The sequence below is a fragment of the Rothia sp. HMSC076D04 genome, assembly GCF_001814645.1.
GTDB lineage: Bacteria > Actinomycetota > Actinomycetes > Actinomycetales > Micrococcaceae > Rothia > Rothia mucilaginosa.
Window position 1 is genome coordinate 98561 of the sequence record NZ_KV817360.1, and the last position, 21085, is coordinate 119645.

Annotated in this window: 15 protein-coding genes and 1 tRNA gene; 10 read left to right on the forward strand and 6 right to left on the reverse strand. The window is 60.7% G+C overall.

The genetic code is table 11. The annotated features are described in order from the left end of the window. Positions 1 to 89: 89 nt before the first annotated feature. Positions 90 to 1103: a DUF4031 domain-containing protein gene (locus tag HMPREF2980_RS00745; protein WP_070689762.1), complete on the reverse strand. Its 1014-nt coding sequence runs from the start codon at positions 1101 to 1103 to the stop codon at positions 90 to 92. Between the two features lie 119 nt (positions 1104 to 1222). On the opposite strand from HMPREF2980_RS00745, the gene HMPREF2980_RS00750 reads away from it, so the two are divergent. Further along, positions 1223 to 1295, forward strand: a tRNA-Arg gene (locus tag HMPREF2980_RS00750). Between the two features lie 110 nt (positions 1296 to 1405). Here the strand turns inward: HMPREF2980_RS00750 and HMPREF2980_RS00755 are convergent. After that, positions 1406 to 2263: a VOC family protein gene (locus HMPREF2980_RS00755; protein ID WP_049348934.1), complete on the reverse strand. Its 858-nt coding sequence runs from the start codon at positions 2261 to 2263 to the stop codon at positions 1406 to 1408. A gap of 143 nt (positions 2264 to 2406) precedes the next feature. On the opposite strand from HMPREF2980_RS00755, the gene HMPREF2980_RS00760 reads away from it, so the two are divergent. The 4 genes from HMPREF2980_RS00760 to HMPREF2980_RS00775 all read left to right on the forward strand — a co-directional run bounded on the left by HMPREF2980_RS00760 (position 2407) and on the right by HMPREF2980_RS00775 (position 9238). Continuing rightward, the gene (locus HMPREF2980_RS00760; RefSeq protein WP_070689764.1) at positions 2407 to 5379 is read left to right on the forward strand and encodes a UvrD-helicase domain-containing protein; all 2973 of its coding nucleotides are present in this window, start codon (positions 2407 to 2409) and stop codon (positions 5377 to 5379) included. A 459-nt stretch (positions 5380 to 5838) separates the two neighbouring features. After that, positions 5839 to 7005 (forward strand): ADP-forming succinate--CoA ligase subunit beta, encoded by a 1167-nt coding sequence (gene sucC / locus HMPREF2980_RS00765; RefSeq protein ID WP_005504561.1) that lies wholly within the window; start codon positions 5839 to 5841, stop codon positions 7003 to 7005. Positions 7006 to 7034: 29 nt separating this feature from the next. Beyond that, positions 7035 to 7952 (forward strand): succinate--CoA ligase subunit alpha, encoded by a 918-nt coding sequence (gene sucD, locus HMPREF2980_RS00770; protein WP_049340934.1) that lies wholly within the window; start codon positions 7035 to 7037, stop codon positions 7950 to 7952. A gap of 359 nt (positions 7953 to 8311) precedes the next feature. Further along, a complete protein-coding gene (locus tag HMPREF2980_RS00775; RefSeq protein ID WP_070689766.1) occupies positions 8312 to 9238 on the forward strand; it encodes an amino acid oxidase in 927 nt (308 codons plus the stop codon). A gap of 163 nt (positions 9239 to 9401) precedes the next feature. Here HMPREF2980_RS00775 and HMPREF2980_RS00780 read toward each other — a convergent pair whose 3' ends face one another. The 4 genes from HMPREF2980_RS00780 to HMPREF2980_RS00795 all read right to left on the reverse strand — a co-directional run bounded on the left by HMPREF2980_RS00780 (position 9402) and on the right by HMPREF2980_RS00795 (position 13196). Further along, positions 9402 to 10616, reverse strand: a complete 1215-nt coding sequence (locus HMPREF2980_RS00780) for a VIT1/CCC1 transporter family protein (protein ID WP_070689767.1) — start codon at positions 10614 to 10616, stop codon at positions 9402 to 9404. 374 nt (positions 10617 to 10990) lie between these two features. Beyond that, positions 10991 to 11488 carry a DNA starvation/stationary phase protection protein Dps gene (dps, locus tag HMPREF2980_RS00785; RefSeq protein WP_049357285.1) on the reverse strand — a complete coding sequence of 166 codons (498 nt, stop codon included), beginning with the start codon at positions 11486 to 11488 and terminating at the stop codon, positions 10991 to 10993. A 349-nt stretch (positions 11489 to 11837) separates the two neighbouring features. Beyond that, positions 11838 to 12494, reverse strand: coding sequence for an HAD family hydrolase (locus tag HMPREF2980_RS00790; RefSeq protein WP_049340938.1), 657 nt, complete (start codon positions 12492 to 12494; stop codon positions 11838 to 11840). An 18-nt stretch (positions 12495 to 12512) separates the two neighbouring features. Next, positions 12513 to 13196 carry an NAD(P)-dependent oxidoreductase gene (locus tag HMPREF2980_RS00795; protein WP_070688667.1) on the reverse strand — a complete coding sequence of 228 codons (684 nt, stop codon included), beginning with the start codon at positions 13194 to 13196 and terminating at the stop codon, positions 12513 to 12515. A 264-nt stretch (positions 13197 to 13460) separates the two neighbouring features. Between HMPREF2980_RS00795 and clpB the strand changes: the two genes are divergently transcribed. From clpB to HMPREF2980_RS00820, 5 genes are all read left to right on the forward strand, one after another. After that, positions 13461 to 16070, forward strand: coding sequence for an ATP-dependent chaperone ClpB (gene clpB / locus HMPREF2980_RS00800; protein WP_070689769.1), 2610 nt, complete (start codon positions 13461 to 13463; stop codon positions 16068 to 16070). A 156-nt stretch (positions 16071 to 16226) separates the two neighbouring features. Continuing rightward, positions 16227 to 17195 (forward strand): Sir2 family NAD-dependent protein deacetylase, encoded by a 969-nt coding sequence (locus HMPREF2980_RS00805; protein WP_070689772.1) that lies wholly within the window; start codon positions 16227 to 16229, stop codon positions 17193 to 17195. A gap of 201 nt (positions 17196 to 17396) precedes the next feature. Continuing rightward, the gene (locus tag HMPREF2980_RS00810) at positions 17397 to 18614 is read left to right on the forward strand and encodes an excalibur calcium-binding domain-containing protein (protein WP_070689774.1); all 1218 of its coding nucleotides are present in this window, start codon (positions 17397 to 17399) and stop codon (positions 18612 to 18614) included. Between the two features lie 314 nt (positions 18615 to 18928). Further along, positions 18929 to 19975: an excalibur calcium-binding domain-containing protein gene (locus HMPREF2980_RS00815; protein ID WP_070688704.1), complete on the forward strand. Its 1047-nt coding sequence runs from the start codon at positions 18929 to 18931 to the stop codon at positions 19973 to 19975. Positions 19976 to 20289: 314 nt separating this feature from the next. Beyond that, positions 20290 to 21012: a DUF4956 domain-containing protein gene (locus HMPREF2980_RS00820; protein WP_070630007.1), complete on the forward strand. Its 723-nt coding sequence runs from the start codon at positions 20290 to 20292 to the stop codon at positions 21010 to 21012. Positions 21013 to 21085: the final 73 nt, after the last annotated feature.

Genomic DNA, 21085 nt, shown 5'->3' on the forward strand with positions numbered 1-21085 from the left:
GCGTACCCGAGAGATTCCGTGAAAATACCGCCGAGAACGCACCTTAGTATGGGCGCATTCTCGGCGGTATGTGTTTTAGGTGTATGCGGCTAGGACGCGAGAGCCTGCAGAAGCCCCTGCGGGTCCTGAGCCCACTCGCTGAGCTCAGCACTCAGATTAGCCCTCGCGGGCTCCTCCCAGAGCTGCAGAGCCTGTTCGGAGAGGAAGATACGCTTACGCCCCAGGGTCGAACGCAGGAAGGTCGTACGACCGGTGCGGAACGCCTCATCGTCAAAATGGGAGTACTCGCTACGCACCCCGCGCAGGTAGCGGTGGTAGCGTGCCGAATCAGCCGCCAGGATAGCCATATCGGCATCGAGGAAAAACTGAATATCCGCCGGCTCATAGCCCGCCGGTAGGTCGACAGACTCGGGCAACTCGTGGGTTGCCGTGGCACGCACCAGAAGGCTCACCATCTGTAGCTCGTGCCCGGTGAGCAGACCCGCGGTAACCAGCGGCTCCAGGGAGGTGCTCGCCAGCTGCTCGCTACGGCGCTCATCCTCACCCGGTGCACCCTCATAGACCGCGTCGTGGAACCACGCCGCCAGAACCAACGCCAGGGGAGTAGAACCCTGCGTGCGGTGTGCGTAGAGGCGGTCCAGATCGGTGAGCATCTGCGAAAGGTGCCCGCTGTGGTGGTAGGCGCGGTGCGGCTGCTCCCACGCCTGTAGCAGGCTCTCACCCAGTTCCGCTACCTGCGCCGTGAGTTGAGCCCGCAGCTCGGCAGGAACCTCCATGCGCTTGAGGCGGGGTGTAAACGCTGCCTCCCAGGCGCGAAGCAGACGCGGGCGAATCTTCTCGGGGCGCTCCTTCAGGGGAATCCGCAGACCGCTCGCAATGAGCGTGCGAGTCAGCTGCGCGCCGCTGAGCTCCTTCGCGCCCGCCCGTACTAGATCCTCGTAGAGGTGCGCCGGAACGTCGTAGTGGTCGCGGTCGAAGGCACGCTCACTGATGCCCGCCGCTGCGGCGAACTCGTGCAGTTCCGTCAGGGACACATCCGAAATGAGGTGCGAGAAGACGGTGCTGTGCGCGGGCCAGATGGGCGGGTCAATGTAGATGCTCATTCGTACATTGTAGGAGCGGTTCTGCCGCCGGGTGCGGGTGTCCTCAGGCGGTGAACACAGGGCGGTGAACACAGGCTGTGCGGACTCGCGGTGCGGGGTGCCTTATACTGGATAGGTACGCCCTCGTAGCTCAGGGGATAGAGCACTTCTCTCCTAAAGAAGGTGTCGGACGTTCGAATCGTCTCGGGGGCACACAGAATCGGTAGTCACGCCGGTACGAGAAAACCGCCCGTCGCTTGCATTGGCAGGCGCGGGCGGTTTCTCTGTTTCGGCACGTAACGAGCACTCAAGAAAACACGTTGTTATAGCTGAGACAGGTCAATCTTGCCCATCAGCAGGATCTTCTCGCGAGCGGCCTTATCCGCCATCAGCTCAGCAATATTGTGCGGGACAACCTGCCAAGAAATACCCCAGCGATCTACACACCAGCCGCAACGCTCCGCCTCAGGTATAGCCGAGAGCTGCTCCCAATAGTAATCAATCTCCTCCTGAGTACGGCACGAAAGAACTACCGAAACCCCCGGCGTGAATGTGAAATCGTGGAAAGTACCGGAATCAGTAGCCGCCATCCAGGTGCCATGCAGGTTGAAGTCGGTAAACATGACCGCATCTGCCTCAAAGGGGCTACCTTCCGGATAGTGGTACAGGGTGCCGCGGCGGGCATCATCAAACATGGAAATCCAGCCGTTGGTGGCTTCCTCTGCATTGCCGTGATTCGTGCCGCCAAACATGAAAGAAGGCACGACGAAGGGTCGCGGGTCGCCTGCAGGATTGGTAAGCATCAGCTGCCAGGTCATGCCGAAACGATCACGCACCCAGGCGTAGCGTGGGGAGAAAGGATACTCACCCAGTTCCATCAGCACACCGCCGGTACTTAGCTCTTCGTAGAGTTCATCGAGGTATGCTCGCGCTTGCGCCTCACCACCGAAGAGGAGCGGGTCAAAGTTTAGGATGCAACTGATGGACTGGTTCGGGACGTACCGGTCATCACCGTTAATGAGCGAGAGCTGGAAGCCATGGATGCTTAGAGTCGTGAGTCCGGGCACCTGTTCCATGATGGAAGCATCGCGAAAAACCCTGGTATAGAATTGTGCGGCTTCGTCGGCTGAGCCATTGCACCATAGGGCTATTGAGAGGCTCGGAGGTAAGGTCTGGGTCATGCGGTCATCCTAGCATGACTATTCTGCGCCACCGGTGTGCCGTTGCCGATATAGGACGTGCGGCGGATGACCGAGCGGGTGGGAGCCGCGGAGCAAATGCGGTAGCATGGAATATCGAACGTGTATTCTAGGCAGCGAGGTAGATGATGAGCGACAAGCCCGAACAGCAGAAGCAGCCCTTCACCGAACAGGACGGCCTGTTCGCCGCCGAACTCGTCACCCCCGCAGCACCGGTAGCGGATGACGAGCCGCCCTTCGACCCCTACTACGACGTGCCCCCTGCCGAGGACGACTACTACGCCCCTCCCATGGACGCCGCAGTGATGAATGCTCCGGTGATGGAGGAACCCGCACAGGACGTACCCGCCGCCCTGCCCACCGGCATGCCCGCCTACGGTACCCCTGCTACCAGCGCGCCCGTTCCTGAACCCGGCGCACCCGCAGCCTTCACCGCCGCAGACCCGCTCGGCGACTTCATGCCGCCCGCCTACCGCGTCGGTGGCTACGGCGATGACTTCGACCCCGCCGACCCCTACGGCGAACGCGCCCACAGCCTCAACGCCGTGGACCCTACCTCACTCACCGCAGGGCTCAACGAACGCCAGGAAGAAGCCGTGCTGCACTCCGGCTCGCCCTTGCTCATTGTCGCGGGCGCCGGCTCCGGCAAGACCCGCGTGCTCACCCACCGCATCGCCTACCTGCTCGCAACCCACCGCGCGACCCCCGGCCAGATTCTCGCCATCACCTTCACCAACAAGGCTGCCGCCGAAATGCGTGAACGTATTGAGGCACTGGTTGGCCCGCGCGCCAAGCACATGTGGATTTCTACTTTCCACAGCTTCTGCGTGCGCGTGCTGCGCCGTGAGGCCGCCGCCCTGGGTTTGAAGTCCACCTTCACCATCTACGATTCGACCGACTCGCAGCGCCTGCTGAGCCTCATCATTAAAGAGCTCAACCTGGACACCAAGAAGTTCACCGCCAAAGCCGTGGGCAACCGTATCTCCGCGCTGAAGAACGAGCTGGTCAGCGCCGAAGCGTACGCATCCCGCGTGGCGAGCGATAACCCGTACGAGAAGACCATCTCGCAGATTTACACCGTCTACACGCAGCGTCTGCGCGCCGCCAACTCCCTCGACTTTGACGACCTGATTGGCCGCACCGTCTTCTTGCTCGAGAAGTTCCCCGAAATCGCGAACTACTACCGCCGCAAGTTCCGCCACATCCTCGTGGACGAGTACCAGGACACCAACCACGCCCAGTACCAGCTGGTGCGTGAACTGGTCGGCGCCCACACGAAGGCACCGGCTGACCGCGGCCCCTACCCGGACGCCGTGCCCCCTGCCGAGCTGACTGTGGTGGGTGACTCCGACCAGTCCATCTACGCCTTCCGTGGCGCGGATATCCGCAATATTACGGACTTCGAGAAGGACTACCCGAACGCCCACACGATCCTGCTGGAACAGAACTACCGTTCCACGCAGAACATCCTCTCGGCGGCGAACGCGGTCATTGAACGCAACCCCGACCGTCGCCCCAAGAAGCTGTGGACCGCCTCCGGCGCGGGTGCGAAAATCATCGGTTACGTCGCCGAATCCGAACACGCCGAGGCGCGCTACATCACCCGCGAAATTGACCGCCTTGCCGATGAGCACGGCGTGCAGCCCGGTGACGTCGCAATCTTCTACCGCACCAACGCGCAGTCCCGAACCCTCGAGGACATGCTCATGCGTGCCGGCCTGCCCTACCGCGTGGTCGGTGGTACCCGCTTCTACGAGCGTAAGGAAATCAAGGACGCGCTGGCGTACCTGCGCGCCCTGAGCAACCCCGATGACGACGTGAACGTGCGCCGCATCCTCAACGAACCCAAGCGCGGTATCGGTGCCAAATCTGAGTCCGTGGTGGCGGAGTACGCGAGTGCGAACCGCATCTCCTTCTACGCCGCCGCACGCCAGGCAGCCGACATCCCCGGCCTGGGGGCCGCCGCAGTCAAGAAGTACGCCGAGTTCGTGCGCCTCATGGACGACCTGGCGCAGATCGCCCGCACCGAACCCGCCGCAACCTGCCTGGAAGCGGTCCTGGAGCAGACCGGGTACCTGGCGGCTCTGCGCGCCTCCAAGGACATTCAGGACGAGTCGCGCGTGGAAAACCTTTCCGAGCTGCTTGACGCCATGGTCGAGTTCGAGACCGAGAACCCCGGCGCCGACCTGGAGCAGTTCCTCGAACACGTGGCTCTGGTCGCCGATGCCGACTCGATTCCGAACCGCCCCGCCAGCGCAGAGGGTGAGAACGCCTCCGCCGCACAGATTGCCGCCGAAGCCGCTGAGGCGAAGGCGCAGGGCATGGTCACCCTCATGACCCTGCACACCGCCAAGGGCCTGGAGTTCCCCGTGGTGTTCCTGACCGGCATGGAGCACGGTCTGTTCCCGCATCAGCGCGTCCTGACCGATGAGAAGGAAATGAGCGAGGAACGCCGCCTGGCGTACGTGGGTCTGACCCGCGCCATGGAGCGCCTGTACCTGACCCGCTCGGAAACCCGCACCATGTGGGGTAAGAGCCAGTTCAACCCGCCCTCGCCCTTCCTGGAGGAAATCCCGGAGGAGCTGATTGAGTGGAAGCGCACCGCCGGTTTCTCGGGCTTTGGCACCTCCGGCATGGGTGCGTACGGCGCTCGCGGTGGCGGTTCCTATGGCGGCAGCTCCTACGGTAACTCGTACGGTGGCGGCTATTCGGGCGGTTCCCGTTCCGGCTATGGTTCCGGCGGCTACTCGGGTGGTTACGGCTCGGGCGGTTACAGTTCCGCTGGCTCGCGCGGCTCATACGATCCCTACGAGTCCCGCCCCGCACGCCGTTCTGAGCCGTCCACCGCGGATATTAACGGCTCGGCAGGCTACGGGCTGGCGGCGGCCACCTCGAAGGTGACGAACCGTTCCCGCGTGCACCAGAGCAAGGAGATCCCGACTCTGGCGGTCGGCGATACCGTGCGCCACACCAAGTTCGGTGAGGGCCGCGTGCTCGCCGTTGAGGGTAGCGGCGATAAGACCGTGGCGAAGGTCCGTTTCGGTTCGGAAGAGAAGCGTCTGCTACTGCGTTATGCGCCGCTGGAGAAGGTGGGCTAACGCGTCAGGCGTGCGAACCTAACAACGCAGATGGAAGGGCGGGTACCTGAGGGTGCCCGCCTCTCTTTTGTGCGCTGTACCGGGCGTGTTGTCCGCCTGCTGAGAAGGTGGCCGGGGCTTTGCAGAGCACGGCGGTAAACGCCGCATGTTCGCCGGTATTTCGCGGCGGATGGGGGAGTGCGAGTTCGGGTTAGTTGCCCGGTACACACCCTTTGGGTAGAACATACCCAAAATATTTGTGAGCTGAGTCGCTAAAATCTCAGATTTGGGGCTCTGTGAGTGCGAGCTCACGCCGAATCCGATAGAGTAGAGACGAGAGAAATTCCCCGCGTCAATGATGCGTGTGCGCCGGGTGCGAGAGACCCCTATCGCACCGTACTGACCACACGGGGGAACCTCCTCTAATGACCAGGCCGAGTGCACCAGTACTCGGCACCACTTCGAAGAAGAAGGACACCTGTGGACCTTTTCGAATACCAGGCGCGCGAGCTCTTCGCAAAGCACGGTGTACCCGTGCTCAAGGGCATTGTTGCGACCACCCCTGAAGAAGCAAAGGCAGCAGCTGAGGAAATTGGCGGCCTGACCGTCATTAAGGCTCAGGTTAAGACCGGCGGCCGCGGTAAGGCTGGCGGCGTTAAGCTCGCAAAGTCCCCCGAAGAAGCTTACGAGCACGCTAAGGCAATTCTCGGCATGGACATCAAGGGCCACACCGTTCACCGCGTGCTGGTCGCTGACGGCGCAGACATCGCCGAAGAATACTACTTCTCCCTCCTGCTGGACCGTGCAAACCGCTCCTACCTGGCAATGTGCTCGGTAGAAGGCGGTATGGAAATTGAGCAGCTCGCTGCTGAGCGCCCCGAGGCACTGGCAAAGATCGAGGTTGACCCGCTGGTTGGCCTGGACCAGGCTAAGGCTGAGGAAATTGCTAAGGCAGCAGGTTTCTCCGCAGAACTGCAGGAGAAGGTTGTTCCCGTTCTCGTTAAGCTGGGCGAAGTCTACACCAAGGAAGACGCAACCCTGGTTGAGGTTAACCCCCTCGTTCTGACCCCCGAGGGCACCATCCTCGCCCTGGACGGCAAGGTCTCCCTGGACGACAACGCAGAATTCCGCCAGCCCGAGCACGAGGCTCTCGTGGACAAGTCCGCTGAGAACCCGCTGGAAGCTAAGGCAAAGCAGTTCGACCTGAACTACGTGAAGCTGGACGGCGAGGTCGGCATCGTTGGTAACGGTGCAGGTCTGGTTATGTCCACCCTGGACGTCGTTGCATACGCTGGTGAGAACCACGGCAACGTCAAGCCCGCAAACTTCCTTGATATTGGTGGCGGCGCGTCCGCTGAGGTTATGGCTGCTGGTCTGGAAATCATTCTGGGCGACGAGCAGGTCAAGAGCGTTTTCGTGAACGTCTTCGGCGGCATCACCGCATGTGACGCAGTGGCAGACGGCATTGTGAAGGCTCTGGAGATTCTGGGCGACGCAGCAACCAAGCCCCTGGTTGTGCGCCTGGACGGCAACAACGTTGCTGAGGGTCGCCGCATCCTCTCCGAGGCGAACCACCCGCTGGTTGTTCTGGCTGAGACCATGGACTCCGGCGCTGACAAGGCAGCAGAGCTCGCTCACAAGGCGTAATCGCCAGCAAAGGATTTCAAGGAAGTAATATGTCTATCTTTGTGAACAAGGACTCCAAGGTCATCGTTCAGGGCATCACCGGTGGCGAGGGTACCAAGCACACCGCACGCATGCTCGCAGCAGGCACCAACATTGTGGGCGGCGTGAACGCTCGCAAGGCTGGTACCACCGTCACCCACAAGGCGAAGGACGGCTCCGACATCGAGCTGGACGTCTTCGGTTCCGTAGCTGAGGCTATGGAGAAGACCGGCGCGAACGTCTCCATCGTCTTCGTTCCCCCGGCCTTCACTAAGGCAGCAGTTCTCGAGGCTATCGAGGCTAAGATCGGCCTCGTCGTCGTCATCACCGAGGGCGTTCCGGTTCAGGACTCCGCAGAGTTCTGGGCAGCTGCTAAGGCATCCGTGGACGAGAACGGCAAGCAGATCACCCGCATCATTGGCCCCAACTGCCCCGGCATCATCTCCCCCGAGGAGTGCCTGGTTGGTATTATCCCGGCGAACATCACCGGCAAGGGCAAGATTGGTCTGGTTTCCAAGTCCGGTACCCTGACCTACCAGCTGATGTACGAACTGTCCGACATTGGTTTCACCACCGCTATCGGTATTGGTGGCGACCCCATCATCGGCACCACCCACATCGACGCTCTGGAAGCTTTCGAAGCTGACCCCGAGACCGAAGCAATCGTCATGATTGGTGAGATCGGTGGTGACGCTGAGGAGCGTGCTGCAGAGTACATCAAGGCAAACGTGACCAAGCCCGTCGTTGGTTACATTGCAGGCTTCACCGCTCCTGAGGGTAAGACCATGGGCCACGCAGGCGCTATTGTCTCCGGTTCCTCCGGTACCGCTCAGGCGAAGAAGGAAGCTCTGGAAGCAGCAGGCGTGAAGGTCGGTAAGACCCCCTCCGAGGCTGCAAACCTGATGCGCGAAATCTTCGCAGCGAAGTAAACAGCATAGTATTGCGGCAGATGCCGGTAGTCCATGAGGCTACCGGCATCTGTGCTTTAACCGGGAACTCAACAGAGACAGTGCCGAAGAACGCTCAGAGGCGCTGGGGGAGTGCGCTGGGGAAAAGAGGAGGGATAGAGCCGCTCCAGCTGTCGAACAGTGCTGGGATTTGAGGGTGCTTTTGAGATGTTTGAACCAGAGCGGTAGAACTTGCGACAGAAAGTAAGATTGTGCACATCCGCCCTCATAAGGTGCAGATATAACCTCAACCTTTGTATACTGGAGTGCATTGAGCCTAGTCAGAACCATTCTGAGCGGCTCTAAGAAACACCAAACACTCACAGGAGATCACTACACTCATGACTCAGCCCATCTCTCGCCGCACCATCGCAAAGGCAGGCGTCTGGTCCGCACCCGTCGTCGCAGCCTCCGCAGCAGTACCTGCCTACGCCGCATCCAAGGAAACCCCCGGCGTGCAGTACGGCGTGTACGTCAGCGTGCAGAACAACGGCGGCTACGTCGGCTACGCATCCTCCAACAACACCGGCACCATCAACCCGGCAAGCCCCGAGGCACACTTCACTGCCTCCGGCACCCCCGACTCCGACATCAACTGGGACGACGCAACCTCCAAGCCCAAGAGCGCAACCTACGTCAACGGCGAAGGTAAGTTCACCCCCGTCACCAACTCCCAGACCGGCGCAAACGGCGCCTACATGTCCTCCAGCGGCTTCTGGTGGTCCGTACCGACCAAGGACACCGCAACCGGCACCGGCTACATCCCCGGCAGCAGCGTCACCCTCGCGGCGGGCGCGACCTTCGTGACCGAGGTTGAGTACACCGTCGCCGCCAGCGCCCAGTCGCTCCTTAAGTTCGGTAAGATCAACGGCCAGGCATGGGCCCCCTCCGGTCGCAAGCTGACCGGTAAGACCACCGAACTGGTAGCCTCCGCAGGCCAGGCAAAGTACCTGTCCGTGGCGCAGACCGCCGGCACCTGGACCGCAGAAGTACCGACCGTCACCAAGAACTCCGACGGCACCTACACCTTCAAGGGTCGTATCGTCTACACCACCAGCAAGGCGTACACCATGAAGCAGTCCGGCACCAAGTACTACAGCCAGACCAACTTCATGCCGGCACAGCTGCGATTCCCGGCAAACGACGGCTGGGTCTCGTACAAGCAGACCTCCAGCGTGCAGGTTGCAAACCTGACCTACTCCGGCAACGGCGCGACCGGCTCGGAGAGCGTTTCCGGTCAGGCCACCACCGCGGAGATTCACCCGTAATAGATCAACCCCTCATGCAGGGTAAGAACATATAGAAAACCCCCGGCGGATGACTCACCCGCCGGGGGTTTTCTACGCTCGGGATGCACGGCGCAGGGGAGAGCGCGGAACATGCCCGAGCGGCTATATACACTTGTTGAAAGCCTATTTATGGGGTTCTTGATTAGCCGACCGTCGTACCGAACGCCAAACCCAGCAGGTAGGTCACGAACGCCGCACCAAAGCCAATTAGAATCTGGCGAACACCGCGCCTGAGCGGGGAAGTGCCCGAAAGCAGACCCACCACGCCGCCGGTGAAGCCCAGCGCCGCACCCACAAATAGCAGAGACAGCACCATCGCGAACACACCCGACAAGCCAAAGATATAGGGCAGAATCGGAACCAACGCACCCGAAGCGAAGAACGCAAACGAAGCAGCGGCGGCACCAATATCGGTACCCAAAGCCACGTTCTCCTCACGATCCCCATCCTCGCGGTGAGACAGCGACGGATCGCAGTCACAATCCAGGTAGCCGAAGCGCTCCATCGCACGGTGATGCGCCGCGTCCGGATCCATGCCGCGGGCACGGTAAATGAGCTCCAGCTCGTTCGAGTCCAAATCCAAATCGTGCGCAACACGCAGGGTCACCTGGGTCGGCTGGGATGCATCCAGCAGTTCACGCTGAGAGCGCACCGACACGAACTCACCCGCCGCCATCGACAGTGCACCCGCCAGCAGACCCGCAATACCCGAGAGTAGAACCATCGAGCTGGATGCGCCCGAGGCGGTAATACCCATAGTCAGCGCCAGGTTTGACACCAAACCGTCGTTAGCACCAAAGACTGCCGCACGGAAATTACCCGAAAGCTTCTCCCTGCCACTGGTCGCCAGGGCACGGATAATTTCCTCGTGAATCGCCTCGTCAGCCGCCATTTCCTCGGTGGCGTCCGGATCCTCAGCGTAAGGGGAGCGGGATTCCGCGCGCTGCGCCATCGCCAGAATAAACACCGAACCGAAGTTCTTCGCCAAGAACTGCAGTAGCTGAGATTGCAGGGACGGGCGCACGTGAACATCCGCGTGTTCGCCGAGCATGTCACGCCAATGTTGCTGGTGACGCTTCTCCGCCTCAGCAACCTGCAGCAAGATTTCGCGGTCGGTGCCCTCGGCGCGGCGAGCCAGGTAACGGTAGATGCGTGCCTCCGACTCCTCGTCGGCCAGGTAGCGGCGCCAACGCTTAATCTGCGCGGGGGAGGGGGAAGTAACCGCACTGTGGCGGGTCGGCTTGTGCTCGGTCGCCTCAGCTGCGGTCCTTTCGGCCTCGGCCGCGTCAGCTTGAAGCTTCTCGGTCTGCTCGCCGTACGTGTCTTCGCCGTGCTCGTTCGGGGCGTGCGTGCTCATATCTCTCTTTCCGCCGGATGCGGGTCGCGCCGGGTATCTCCCGGGCGCGCAATCATGCGTTTAATCTGTGTGTTCTGAGTTGATCAGTGAACCACTGTAGAGCACTCCGAACAGAAAATCTAGGACGGCCTAACCCGGTGTTATTGTTCGCCTCAACGTACTTTGTGATACCGCACGGGCGAGGACTCAAGTGCCGGGAAAGGTAAAAGTGGTTGGGAATAAGCGGGGCAGCTTCGAGTGTAAAAAGCCGGGCGGGTGCACCCTCCATAAGGAGAGCGCACCCGCCCGGCTTGTGACTCTAAAAGCTAACGCCTACATGACGTGCCGCTATAGGTAGGCTACAGTTTAGAGGCCACAACTTAGATGGTTGCGGCTTAGATGTTGCCTTCGCCGTTTTCCAGGAACGCGCGGATGAACCACTGGAACTTCTCCAGCTCAGCGGTCTGGCCAATCAGCAGGTCCTCGGTGATGGGGTCGGACTCGCCAGCGAATGCAATCGCCTTGCGGTGAGCCTCAATCACGCGGGTGTACACGTCGTTCAGAGCGTGCAGGTGGTCAGCAACGCGTGCGCGGCCGACGGGGTAATCCTCGACGGTACGCTGTGCGACCAGTGCGCCAGCCAGGCCGTTGGGGGTTGCGCCCAGGGTTGCCATGCGCTCTGCGATGGCGTCGACGAACTCGCGGACGGTGTCGACCTGGGGGTCAATCATTTCGTGAACGGCGATGAAGCCGGGGCCGGTCACGTTCCAGTGAGCGTGCTTCAGCAGCAGGTGCAGGTCGTTCAGGTCGTGCAGACGTGCCTGGAGAACCTCGGAAATGCCCTTGCCTTCTTCGAGGGTCAGGCCGGGTGCGGTGTAGTTTGCAAATGCCATGATGGTCTCCTTCATGATGCTGTGATGTTTGTGGTTCGGTGGGATTTGTCGCCCCGCCGAATCGTTATTATGAGTAAATCATTTTAAGGAACCGCTGTCAAGGTTATTTTGAGTAATTCGTAATAAATTGTCATCTATGTGTCGCGCCACACTTAAAAGCCCCTGTTCAAAAGGCGCTGCTTAAACGTGTCAGCCCCAAATGCCCGCGTGGCTCACCGCCCAAGCACGCACAAAGGGTGGGACGCGCGGTATCTCATATCGCGCATCCCACCCTTTATGGTGAAGCGTATTCAGTTTTCTACAGAGCTTCCGGCCTTTCTGTAGGGCTTCCCGCGTGCGAATCGGGCGGCTACGCCAGCGCGCGAACCGCCTCCAGGGTCAGCTCCTCATGCTTGAGGCGTGCGGTGCCCAGCTCCGCCGGAACCTCCAGCTCGCCCGGTACAACAATGACACGCATACCTGCCGCGGTCGCACTGCGCACGCCCGAAGGGGAATCCTCGAGAGCCACGCACTGAGTCGGGTCAACACCCAGACGCTCCGCCGCCAAAAGATAGGGCTGCGGGTCCGGCTTGGGGTTGGTGGTCTCATCGTTGCCAATAACCACCGAGAACGTGCCCTCGGGTGCCGCGTTTGCGGTGCGGCGAGCCACGGAGGTGGTTGCGTTTGTGACGATGGCGGCCGGAATCTGTGCATCGTGAACCTCCGAGAGGAAACGCTCAATGCCAGGAAGGAACTCGACCGGCTGCTGCGCCAGGGCCTCGCGCACCTTCGCCACCAGTCGATCGTTAATCTCCTCGTCTGGCAGGTTTACGCCGCGCTCGCGCAGGCGATCCAGGGTGAACTGCATGGATAGGCCCAGGCAGTCGAGGGTGTCCTGCTCGGTCCAGGTGCCGCCAAATTCTGCGGTGAGAGCAACCTTTGCGGCAGCCCATACGGGTTCGGTATCGACGAGGGTTCCGTCGTGGTCGAAGAGAATGGCGGCGGGGAAGGTGTTCGTAGTCGTCATGTCATTAAGCCTACCGGTTTATTTCTGGGGCGAGCGTAGGGTAACGTCCCCAATCGTCACCAAAAAATCTGTGCCCGCGTTCTGGGGGTTCTTGGCGATAGTGAGTAGCGCATCGGCGACGTCTTCACGGGCAATCGTCGGAATGCCTGGAGTTCGCTCGACACTCGCCATATCAAACACCTTCACCCCGCCCTTACCTGGCTTATCGGTCAGCCTGCCCGGATGTGCACGCGAAATATACGGCTGATATTCGGCAACCAGGGCGTCCGCCTTAACCTTGTCGGTAAAAATGCCGCGCATGATGACCTTGCATACCAGGCGCATGGGCAGGGACGCGGTCCGCATCGTATCGCCGACACCGTAGGCGCTCATCAGAACGCAATGCTTTACGCCTGCACCCGTGACCGCCTCCATGATGAGGGGCAGGCGCTCCTGCATGAACGTGGAGGAGAGAAATTCTCGCACCGTGGCTTTCTGACCCAGGATGCTGACCATCACGTCTTGCCCGGAGGATGCTGCGGCGAGCTGCTCGGCATCGTTCAGGGCTCCCGGAATGATAGTGAGATTTTGGTGTGCCCCCAAAAGTGTTAGCGCCTTGTCGGGGTTGCGCACGTAGGCGGTGACGGTGTGCCCCTCCTCTAGGGATTTGCGGATGAAGAGGTAACCGGTGCGGCCGGTTGCACCTAGAACCAGTATTTTCATGTGGGTCCCCATTCGTGACTGTGATTGTTGCGGGAGCCCGCAAGCGCCCAGCCTCGCAAGTACCCAGTCCGGTCAGTATAACAATGCGGTTTTGACTGGGGTTTTTGTCCGGGGCTTTTGTTTGGGGGCAGGGGGTGTGAGGTGGGGCAAAAAATACGAAAATTTTTTACAGGAGGCTTGCGAAACATAATTGAGTGGAGTAGACTCAAGTTATGTAATGCGGGGGCGCATAGGATAAGCCCCTCGAAACACGAAAGGAACATCATGGACAACAAGTTCACCACCAAGAGTCAAGAAGTCATCTCGGCGGCAAATACTAATGCTCAAACCGCCGGCAACCCCACTATTGAAACCGCGCACATCCTCAAGGCCCTCATGGACCAGCGCGAAGGCGTCGCCGTAGCAGTCCTCAAGGCTGCAGGCCTGGATGTAGACGCTATCTCCGAGGCCGCATCCGCCGAAATCAAGAAGCTGCCGAAGGCATCCGGTGCCTCCGTGCAGAACGCCTCCCTCAGCCGTGCCGCGCTTTCCGCTCTGCAGGCGGCACAGACCCGCGCCCAGGGCTTCGGAGATACCTACGTTTCTACCGAAATGATTCTGCTGGGCATTGCCAGCGGCACCGATAGCACAGCTGAAGCAATGCACAAGCTCGGCGCTACCGCAGAGCTCATTGCACAGACCATCCCCACCGTCCGAGGAGACCGCACCGTGGATACCCCCGACCCCGAAGGCACCTTCCAGGCGCTCGAAAAGTACGGCACCGACCTGACCGCCATTGCTCGCGCAGGCAAGCTTGACCCGGTCATCGGCCGTGACTCTGAGATTCGCCGCGTCGTGCAGGTGCTTTCCCGCCGTACCAAGAACAACCCCGTGCTGATTGGTGAGCCCGGCGTTGGTAAGACCGCCGTCGTGGAAGGCCTGGCACAGCGCATGGTTTCCGGCGACGTGCCCGAATCCCTGCGCGGCAAGACCCTCATCAGCCTGGACCTGGGCTCCATGGTTGCAGGCGCAAAGTACCGCGGTGAATTCGAGGAACGCCTGAAGGCAGTCCTCGAAGAAATCAAGAAGTCCGAGGGTCAGATCGTGACCTTCATCGACGAGATTCACACCGTCGTTGGTGCTGGTGCTTCCGAAGGCTCCATGGACGCAGGCAACATGCTCAAGCCCATGCTTGCCCGTGGCGAGTTGCGCCTGATCGGTGCGACCACCCTGGACGAGTACCGCGAGAACATCGAGAAGGATCCCGCCCTGGAGCGCCGCTTCCAGCAGGTGTACGTGGGCGAGCCCAGCGTCGAGGACACCATCGGTATTCTGCGTGGTCTGAAGGAACGCTACGAGGCACACCACAAGGTGCAGATTGCTGACTCCGCGCTGGTTGCTGCAGCAACCCTGTCCAACCGTTACATTCCCTCCCGTCAGCTGCCTGACAAGGCAATTGACCTGATTGACGAGGCAGCATCCCGCCTGCGCATGGAAATTGACTCCGCACCGGAGGAAATCGACCAGTTGCGCCGCGCCGTGGACCGCCTCACCATGGAGGAACTGGCACTTGCCGGCGAAACCGACCCCGCATCCGTGGAGCGTCTGGAAGCGCTGCGCAAGGACATGGCAGACAAGAAGGAACAGCTCGACTCCCTCAACGCCCGTTGGGAAGCCGAGAAGGCGAACCTGAACCGCGTGGGTGACCTCAAGACTGAGATTGACGAGCTGCGCTCCCGCGCAGAGGTTGCACAGCGCGAGGGTAACCTCGCCGAGGCATCTCGCCTGCTCTACGGTGAAATTCCCGCGAAGCAGGCTGAGCTGGAAGAAGCACAGCGCGCCGAGGACACCGCCAAGAGCGAGTCCATGGTCTCCGAAGAGGTTACCGCGGACGATATTGCCGAGGTGATCTCCTCCTGGACCGGCATTCCCGCAGGTCGCATGATGCAGGGTGAGTCCGAGAAGCTGCTCGAAATGGAGAAGCGCATCGGTGCCCGCCTGATTGGTCAGGAAGCCGCAGTGGTCGCTGTCTCTGACGCTGTGCGCCGCGCCCGCGCCGGTATCTCCGACCCGGACCGCCCGATTGGTTCCTTCCTGTTCCTGGGCCCGACCGGTGTTGGTAAGACCGAGCTGGCTAAGGCACTGGCTGAGTTCCAGTTCGATGACGAGCGTGCCCTGGTACGTATCGACATGAGCGAGTACTCCGAGAAGCACACCGTTTCTCGCCTGGTCGGTGCCCCTCCCGGATACGTCGGCCACGAAGAGGGCGGTCAGCTGACCGAGGCTGTACGCCGTCGCCCCTACTCGGTGGTCCTGCTCGACGAGGTTGAGAAGGCACACCCCGAGGTCTTCGACATCCTGCTGCAGGTACTCGATGACGGCCGCCTGACCGACGGTCAGGGCCGCACCGTGGACTTCCGCAACGTCATCCTGATTCTGACCTCGAACCTCGGTTCGCAGTACCTGGTCAACCAGGACCTGCCCTTCGACGAGCGATCCGAGAAGGCCATGGAGGTTGTGCACCAGGCATTCCGCCCCGAGTTCCTCAACCGACTGGACGACATCATCATGTTCCAGCCCCTGTCGGCTGAGAACCTGGGTCAGATTGTGGGTCTGCAGGTCAAGAGCATGGCTAAGCGTCTGGAGGACCGCCGCCTCACCCTGAACGTCACCCCCGCCGCCCTGGAGTGGCTGGGTAAAACCGGCTACGACCCGGCATTCGGTGCCCGCCCGCTGCGCCGCCTGGTACAGCGCGAGATTGGCGACCGCCTGGCTCGAGGCATCCTCTCCGGTGCAATCCACGACGGCGACACCGTGACCGTGGACGTGAACCCGGACGTTGCCAGCGACGGCCTGTCGGTGACCTCCGAGCGTGAGCAGAAGGCTGAGAACTAAGCTCAACCGGTTGGCTGGGCGGACTTAGCCTGTGGCTGAGTTTGCACATTCGAAACCATAAGAAATAGGCTGTGGGGTACCCTCGAAATGGGGGTGCCCCACAGCCCTTTAACGTGCGAGAACAACGTACGAGAGCACAGAGCATAGAGGAGAAGAATGGACCGCTGGACTGACCAGCAGAACTTTGCCGCAGCCGGTGAACAGCGCGAAGAAATCGCCTCCGTGCACCGTGCCGCAATCCGCTCCATTCAGCGAGTCGTCTCCGAGAACGCCACCCCGCACGACGAGGGGTACGCCGCCGCGGGTATTGCCGAGCTACTCAAGGCGGGTAAGGTTCTCGTGCTCACCGGCGCGGGCGTGAGCACCGAATCCGGCATCCCCGACTACCGCGGCCCGGGTGGTTCCCTGCACGATCACCGTCCCATGACCTACCAGGAATTTCGCTACGATGACGCCGCGCGTCAGCGCTATTGGGCGCGCTCCTACGTGGGCTGGCGCCGCATGCGCCGCGCCCAGCCGAACCGTGCCCACTATGCGCTCGCTGAGCTGGAGCAGCTGGGTGCCGTGAGTGGTGTGATTACGCAGAATGTGGACGGTCTGCACGCCCGCGCTGGAAGCTGCCGCCTGCTGGCACTGCACGGTGACCTCTCCCGTATTGTGTGCCTGGACTGCGGGCAGGACGAGAGCCGCGAAAGCCTGGATGCACGCCTGGACGCGGCGAACCCCGGCTACCTGGCGCGCCTTGAAGACGAAGACCTGCGGGTGAACCCTGACGGTGACGTGGAGCTGGACGAGCGCTATATCCGCGATTTTCAGATGGTGCCCTGCATCGCCTGCGGTTCGACCCGCCTCAAGCCGGATGTCGTGTACTTTGGCGAGTCCGTGCCCGCCGAACGTAAGGCACTCAAGGACGCCATGCTCGCTGAATGTTCGGCGCTACTGGTGGTGGGCTCCTCGGTGGCGGTTATGAGCAGCTACAAGATTGTGCTGGAGGCTCTGCGCGCCGGCAAGCCGGTCGCCGTCATCAATGGCGGTCCGGGTCGTGCGGATGCGAAAGCAACCTACCTGTGGCGCAGCGGCGTGGGTGAGGCACTGGAACTCATGCTCGACGCCGTTGACGTTTAAGGTTGCAGGGAGCGTTGCCGGGAATGTTGCAGAGGTCTAGACGGCGCTGTTTCTGCAGTGAATGCTGTTTCTCTGGCGAATTTTGCCGCGCGTGCACTGACCCAAAGTTAAGTGCACGAAAGTGCTATTTTGTGTTGCAAGTCATTGCAAATAGCCCCTGGACAGGCGGATACACCCATCGTGCGGGGATAAAATGATGGGATGGACATTCGACACACTATCACTCGCTTCGGTGCCACCGCCCTGATCGGTTGCGGTCTGGCGGTCACCGCAATCCCCGCAACTTTCGCTCAGAACAGTGAAGAGTCCGTCACCCACGTCTACTCTGACAAGGCTGCTTCCCACATTTCTGAGGTCTGGTACAAGGGCGAAACCCTGAAGATTACCGGTGAGGGCTTCCTGACTCAGGACGGCACCTCCGGTTCCGTTATCGCCATTAAGCTGAACAAGGGCTCCGTCAAGATTGACGGCAAGGACTACCTGGAAGTTCAGGCTGACGAGAAGGGCAACTTCTCCGTCTCCATTCCCTGGCAGAGCGACCTGGACGATCGCATCTCCGTGGACGTCTACCTGCTCTCCGGCTCCCTGAAGGACAACGACACCTCCCGCGGCGGTAAGGCTGCAACCGTGAAGATTGAGGCTCGTTCCGTTCAGGAAGCAACCCCCTCCGCTTCTGCGAGCGCTTCGGCAACTGCTTCGGCAACCGCTTCTGTGGTGGCTATCCCCTCCGCTTCTGCTACCTCCTCCGCATTGGTGGCGCCTTCCGCATCTGCTACCCCCTCGGCTTCTGCGACTGTTTCGGCTTCTGCTTCGACTACTGCCGCTGATGAGGTTGTTGCCTCCGTGGATGCAAAGATTAAGGACCGCGCCGAGGAGAAGGCTTCCGCCACCGCTTCGGTGAGCCCCTCGGCTACCGCATCGGCTTCTGTGGTGGCTACCCCCTCCGCTTCGGCTTCTGCTGATCAGAACGCAGCCGTTGCGAACGAGGCGAAGGATCAGCTGGGTGATTCCACCTCCGCTACCGAGCAGGTGACCGCTTCGGCTGAGAGCACTCGCTTCGCGAACTGTGCAGAGGTTGCGGCCGCTGGCTTGGCGCCCATGCACGAAAGCCACCCGGACTTCCGCAAGAAGTTTGATAACGACGGTAACGGCCTGGGTTGCGAGGTCATTAACAGTGAGGTGACTGACGGTTCCTCCTCCAACAGCTCCTCGGGTTCTTCGTCCCGTAACTCTGGTGGTCTGGATAACCTGGGCGGCAGCTCTTCCTCTTCGAGCAGCTACACTTCGAGCCGTGCTCAGCGCTCTTCCCTGGCTAACACCGGTGCTTCTAACGCCTTCACCATTGCTGGTATGGGTCTGGTAGCTCTGGGTCTGGGTGTTGCTGGCGTGTCTGCTGTGCGTAAGCGCAAGAACTCCTAAAAACTGTTGCCGCCCGGTGCGGTGTGCATGAGGGTCCCTTCCCCTGAATGCTTTCGAGTGTTCGGGGGAGGGGATTTTCGCGTTTAACGGGGTGGTTTTTGCTATTGGGTTGTGCTGATGGGATGGGGTATGTACCTGTTAGTTTCTTCAACGTCGGGTTGAGAGTTTAGGTGTGCACGGCGGTGCAAAAGGCTTATATAGTTCAACCATGCCTTCAATAAACCTTCAAGAAAAATATGTTTTGTGAGTCAGGTCATGGCAAATTAGCGTCTTGGGAGCCGGTATCCCAAGCTTCGCTCGTTAGAATGGGTGGCATGAATATTCGAAACAACATCGCACGCATTGGTGCCACCGCCCTCATCGGCTGTGGCCTCGTTGCTACTTCCGTCCCCGCGACCTTCGCTGTTGAAGGTGCGCCTCAGGTTGTCCACACCTACGCAGACTCTGCACAGTTCATCGCCCCCGACGTATGGGTTGAGGGTCAGGGTCTGAATATTGGCGGCGAGGGTTTCAAGACCGCTGACGGCACCTCCGGTTCCGTCCTGGCACTGAAGCTGAACAAGGGTGCTGTCAAGATTAATGGCCAGGACTACCTGGAAATCCACGCTGACGCGGCTGGCAACTTCTCCGTTACCATCCCCTGGCAGGAAGAGCTGCACGGCAGCGTTTCCGTTGACATTTACCTGCTGTCCGGCTCCCTGAAGGACGGCGACGTTCCCCGCGGCGGTAAGGCAGCTACCGTGACCATTAAGGTTGCAGAGCAGCCCGCTCCCGCACCTAGCGAAGAGCCCACCCCGGCTCCCTCCGAGGATCCGACCCCCGCTCCCTCCGAGGACTCGACCCCGGCTCCCATTCAGGATCCGACCACTGAGGCTCCCAAGCCTGCTGAAGAGACCTCCGCACCCGCAGTTGAGGACGCTAAGGAAACCAAGCCCGCTGAGGACCAGAAGCCCGCCGAAGAGCAGAAGTCTGAAGACCAGAAGTCTGACCAGGCTTCCGACTCCTCCGCAAAGGGCGAGAAGACCGACAAGTACCAGAACTGCGCCGACGTGTGGGCAGACCGTGGTGGCCCCATTTACAAGGGCGACCCGGACTTCCGCGAGAAGTTCGACGCTGACGGTGACGAAAAGGGTTGTGAAGAGCAGCCGAACTACGAGAACTCCAAGTCCGACAGTGTTTCGCTGAGCTCCGGCTCGAACGACAACCTGGGCTCCGGTTCTTCGAACGCATCCTCCAAGAGCTCTTCTTCCCTGGCTAAGACCGGTGCATCCGATGCGATGACCGCTGCTGGTCTGGGTCTGATTGCTCTGGGTGCTGGTGGCGCGACCATCGTGGCAACCCGCATGCGCAAGAAGGCATAATAACGCCTAGTCGCTAAGTTTTTAGCTGCTTTTATGGGCTCCCTCCATATCGGAGGGAGCCCATTTTTTGTGCTTTTTGAAGCTGTGGGATGCTCCGTCAAGGACACGAGAAAAGAGAAAAATTACGATTGAATAGCGCCACGATAAGTGTATTTATTAGAGACATATAACACTTATCTCTAAGTTAAGGGCAGCACAGGGTAAACACAGGCTTGCACGGGAATCTAGATACTACAAAGAACGCACAGCTTGGAGCTGAAGAACAGACAGCAAAGAGCACCGCGAACATCACGACACGATATCTGGAGCACCCAATGACTATTCTGACCATGGCACTCGCCGACGCTATAGCCATCGCAGCTCTCTGCACCCTCTACATGGTGCGGCACCGCAACCGCGAACTGATGATTTCCTACGCGGTCATCAACGCCGGCATCTTCACCGTCTCGGTGGCGCTGGTATCCGCCGGATCGAACGCATCCGCTATGGGTATGGGCCTCTTCGGTGTCCTGTCGATTATCCGATTGCGTTCCACCGCCCTGAGCCAGCGCGAGGTGGGTTACTACTTCGTAGCCCTCTCGGTCGGCATGATTGCAGGTGTGAACATTAGCCCGGCGTACATCGCCTTCGGCCTCATGGCTACCCTGGTCGGCCTCATCGCGATTCTCGACTCGCGCAGCGCCCCGGTCTCTACCGATCAGACTCAGACCGTTACCGCCGATCGTGCAATCAGCGACGAGGAAGAGCTCAAGGCATACCTGAGCGCTCGCCTGGGTTACACCGTCACCTCGGCGAAGATCACCGAGCTGGACATGGTGAACGACCTGGCCCGCGCCACCGTCACCTACCAGCCCAAGGAAACCACCGAGGGCGGCACCCCCGCGGCAGGGGAGGCGGCTCAGCCTGTAGCCGCTCAGACGGTAGCATCGCAGGCTCCTGCGGCTTACTCGGCAGCACCTCAGGTTCCCACAGCCGAGGCGCACACCACCCTGGACACCCGGATGGTTCCGCTCCAGCGCACCCTGGTGGGCAAGTAAGACCAGCCGGTATAAAAGCCTCCGATTCACTCCAACTGCACAAACTCTCCGATACCCACGACACGCCGCCCCC